Here is a 4054-nt window from a genome sequence, read left to right as displayed (position 1 = left end):
GGATGTTACGCCGAGGATTTTTTATGAGAACTTCATTGACGTGATGGTGACTATCGACGTCAACAATGGTTGAAACGTGGTGGGCAACCCCAGCCAATCTGGCGGTGCTGGGAGTGATGCTCTATGCCGCGACAGCCAGGCTGACAACGGTGGTCAGCGGTGTAAAGAACCACTTACTTCAGCGTGAATGTTGCTTTGAGCGGCATGACTACCTTGCGCAAGTTGTCTTTGAGGGTGATTTCCAGCGTCCAGACGCCTACGGGATCGTCAGGCTCACCGATGAAACCGATCACGGGGGCGGCGAGATACATGTTGTTCGGATCCCCTTTAAGACGCCCTTGAAAACAAACGGCATCTCGCTGATTGATCGATTCTGTACCGTTCGGCCTTGTGGCTTTCAAATCGCACGTGATGTTGGCTTCGTGATTGGCATTGAGCTTCGGGTTTGCAAAAAACGTAAGCGCGAAGATCCTTTCACCTCGGCTGACTATTTGGGCTTCGGTAAATACTGGAGTGGTTTCGGCCGGCGTATTCCACTTTTTCTCCCAGTCGGGATCGGAAGTGATTAACAGCGAGCCACCAAACTCTCCGATGGTTCGTCTTGATTCAGTGTCCGGGATTGGATTGCCGTTTGAATCCTTCCAGTAGCCGGCCTGTGCACTGGTCCATGAAAGAGAAATCACGATGAAAGCGGTGAGCAATCGACGGTTCATGAACGACTCACTCTCAATAGACGATGGAAATGGCGTAATGCCTATGTGAAATGCCTTGCTCCGCTTGAGTGTAGCGGCAGAAAACGCGCTTACACGAACAGGTCATAGGACAGTTTGCCGATCAGGATCAGCAGCAACACCAGGAACAGCGCCCGGACAAAGGGCACGCCTTTATGAACCGCCAGCCAGGTGCCGGTCAGCGCGCCGAGGATGTTGAATGCGGCCATGGGGATGGCGATCAGGTAGAGCACGTTCCCCGTCGGAATGAAGAACATCAGCGCTGCTACGTTGGTGGCGATGTTCACCAGCTTGGCCGACGCCGAGGCATGCAGGAAGTCGAAGGCGAAGCAGCGGATGAACAGGAAGATCAGGAAGCTGCCAGTGCCGGGCCCGAACAGTCCGTCGTAGAAACCGATGGCGCCGCCGATGACGATCGCCAGCAGTTTTTCCTTGGTGCCGATGTGCATGGGCTTGTGCAGGGCACCGAAGTCCTTTTTCCAGAAGGTGTAGATCGCCATCAGCACGATCAACACCAGCACCGCTGGCCGGATCACCGACTGTGGCACGAACGACACCGTGGCCGCTCCGAAGAAGGACATGACAAACGCCGCACTGGCGGCGGGGATCACCAGACTCCAGTTGATCACCACCTTGCGCACGAAGGATCGGGCCGCGAATGCAGTGCCGCAGGCTGCCGCAACCTTGTTGGTCCCCAGCAGCGCCGCTGGTTGTGCCGTGGGTAGCACGTTGAACAGCGCGGGTATCTGGATCAGTCCACCGCCGCCCACCGCCGCATCGATCAGGCCGGCAGAGAAGGCGAATACGCAAAGGATGACAATATCGATCATGGAATCAGGCTCTGACGGTGAAAGGTGGGTGAGAGTCCGGGGTTGAACGGAAGGTTAACCAAAGCGCTTTTTTTGTGTTGCAATGCCACGTTGTGAAAAGTGCAACGAGGTGGCGCATGGCATTGGATATGTTGGGGGAACTTGAAGCCTTCGCGACGGTGGCTCGCAAGCGCAGCTTCGTCGCGGCAGCACGAACTCTGGGGCGCTCTCCCAGCGCGCTGACCCGCGCAGTTCAGGCCTTGGAGGAAAGTGTTGGAGTCAAGTTGTTCAATCGCTCCTCCAATGCCGTGAGCTTGACCGAGGCGGGTGAGCGCTTGTTGCCTCACGCTTACAAAATGCTGGATCTGCAACGTGAGGCGGATGAAGACCTGGCCGGCATCAGTGGCCAGGCCTACGGCTGGGTCCGCTTTTCCGCCCCCGAGTTTCTCGGGCACGGGGTATTGCCCCGGCTGATCGCGCAGTACGCCGAGCGTTATCCGGACGTGAACGTCGATGGGATTTTCACCGATGAAACCATCGACCCGGCCAAGAGCAAACTGGACTTCTCGATTCGCGGCGGGTATCCGCAATCCAGTGACCTGATCGGCTTTCCACTCTGGAGTTATTCACGTTATCTGTACGCCAGCCCCGAGTATCTGGAGCGGCACGGGATGCCCGACTCCATCGAGGCGCTGGAGGCGCACTCGCTGATCCTGCACACGGCGCCGCGGATTCTCAAAGAGTGGAATTTTCGCAGTGAGGCGCAGGCCATCAGCGTTCGGGCTCATCCCAAATTTCGCTTCAACTCCGGTTCGGCGGTGTTCCAGGCGGCCCTGGCAGGCCTCGGTATTGCCCGCCTGGCGGACTGGCTGGCAGAGCCCGAAGTGCAAGCGGGGCGCCTGCTGCGGGTCTGTCCCGAGTACAAACTCACCTCCAGCAGTGGTGAGAGCCCGCAGATGCACGCGGTGTACCCGGCCGGGAATCTGCCGCAGCGGGTGAAGTCGTTGCTGGAGATGATCCGTGGTTTTGGTGAAAGTCTTGATCGAAAGCATGCAGTAACGCTCCAGGGGGCCTGACGCATCACGAATCGCGGACATAAAAAAGCGGGCGCCACTCGGCTGCCCGCTTTCATTTCACTTCACCGCTTGCGCCCGCAAGCGCCAAACGACCGGTTTCAGCGCTTGATCCGGGAAATCTTGGTTCCTTCGATGCTGACCCCAGCCATTAATCCCTGCTGGTCGAAAATGAACGCGTAAGCATCGTCCTTCAGCGTGGAGCTGGACAGATTCTTCGCCACCCCTTCATCAACCACAACAACAGTGGGGCCTACGCCAATTTCCCAACCCTTGGTTTCACGTAAATAGTTCACGGCTTTATCGGTCATCAGGAACACCACATAGCCATATGACTGGGCGCCTGCCTGCAACCCCCAGGACCCGGTTACGGAGTTGTAATAGTCCTCGACTTTCTTACCCATCAACAATTCGCCTTCGCCATAGCTGCCGCCAAACACCAGGCCCGCCTTGATGATTTTCGGGAAGACAAGAATCGCTTTAGCGTCGTGTGAGATTTTTTCGGCAACTGGTCTGGCCTTGTAGAGCGTTTGCAACGCTTGCCGAGAGTCGACATTCAGATCCTCGGCGGTTGCCGCACCAGCAGTGTTCAGGAAACTTGCCGATGCCAGTGAGGCTGTCGCAAGGACGATCGATAGGAAGAACCGCATTGACTGAGTCATGTTAGTACTCCGATACGGGAGCATTGGATGTGAGCAGCAGTCAGCACCTGCCCTCGGCAGAATCCGGGCCTGCTGAAATTATCCGGCGCACCCTAAAGTGTGTGAGCTACTGGCGTCGCCCTTGAATGAAGCAGGCCAGAGGCCTGTGATCAGTAGCGATGCCATCACTGGTTTCGACCTCTGCGTGTTGGCCGGGTTCGAAAAAAACAAAACGGGTGCCTGACAAGGCGCTGGCATCATTCAAGTACTGACAAACCGAGTACACACCTTGCCAGCAGGGTGAAATGATTTGAATCCAATGCGCTCCTTGTAGAGAATCGCCGTCTTTGCCTCGAAAGGATGCGGGCGATGAAGTTCGAAGGGACTTTCCAATACATGGGCATTCACGGGATCGTCTTCAACGTCTCGCAGATCACCCTTACCGACAGCGAACGCGGACGCCTGCGCGAGCTGCATTTTGGCGAGGCGAAAAGCGCCCATTATGAGGTCAACAGCAAGGTCGTCGAGCTGTACGACAAGATGCAGGCCAAGAGCTTGCCGTGCGTGATGATGATCGGTATCTCCAAGCCGCTGACCCGGCAACAGGGCGACGCCCTCAATGCCCAGCGCACCACCATCGCCAACCTTGCAGCCACTGCCTTCACTGCCGCCACCAAAGCCGTGGCCCCCTCTTACGTGGCAATACCTGTAGGCGCCGGTGTGCGCACGTATGCCAATGAAATCCTACCCACCTACCATGCGGGCGACGTACTGGTCAGCATTGAGGCGCAGGTCAACGG

General features: G+C 57.1%; 5 protein-coding genes. 2 read left to right on the top strand and 3 right to left on the bottom strand.

The features are described from left to right. Positions 1-173 precede the first annotated feature (173 nt). Entirely contained in the window at positions 174-713 is a 540-nt protein-coding gene (locus AC1DLB_RS23485) for a hypothetical protein (RefSeq protein ID WP_064616891.1), read from the bottom strand. 89 nt (positions 714-802) lie between these two features. Then, positions 803-1561 (bottom strand): sulfite exporter TauE/SafE family protein, encoded by a 759-nt coding sequence (locus AC1DLB_RS23480; protein ID WP_019649478.1) that lies wholly within the window; start codon positions 1559-1561, stop codon positions 803-805. A 116-nt stretch (positions 1562-1677) separates the two neighbouring features. Between AC1DLB_RS23480 and AC1DLB_RS23475 the strand changes: the two genes are divergently transcribed. Further along, a complete protein-coding gene (locus tag AC1DLB_RS23475) occupies positions 1678-2616 on the top strand; it encodes a LysR family transcriptional regulator (RefSeq protein WP_192351389.1) in 939 nt (312 codons plus the stop codon). Positions 2617-2714: 98 nt separating this feature from the next. Here the strand turns inward: AC1DLB_RS23475 and AC1DLB_RS23470 are convergent, their stop codons facing one another. Beyond that, on the bottom strand, positions 2715-3275 hold the full coding sequence (locus AC1DLB_RS23470) for a lipid-binding SYLF domain-containing protein (RefSeq protein ID WP_086945340.1): 561 nt from the start codon (positions 3273-3275) through the stop codon (positions 2715-2717). 348 nt (positions 3276-3623) lie between these two features. Between AC1DLB_RS23470 and AC1DLB_RS23465 the strand changes: the two genes are divergently transcribed. After that, a partial coding sequence (locus tag AC1DLB_RS23465; RefSeq protein WP_477785728.1) for a hypothetical protein occupies positions 3624-4054 on the top strand: 431 nt, incomplete at its 3' end.

The organism is Pseudomonas sp. 05N434 (genome assembly GCF_056396965.1).
This window is presented reverse-complemented; position numbering and strand designations above follow the sequence as displayed.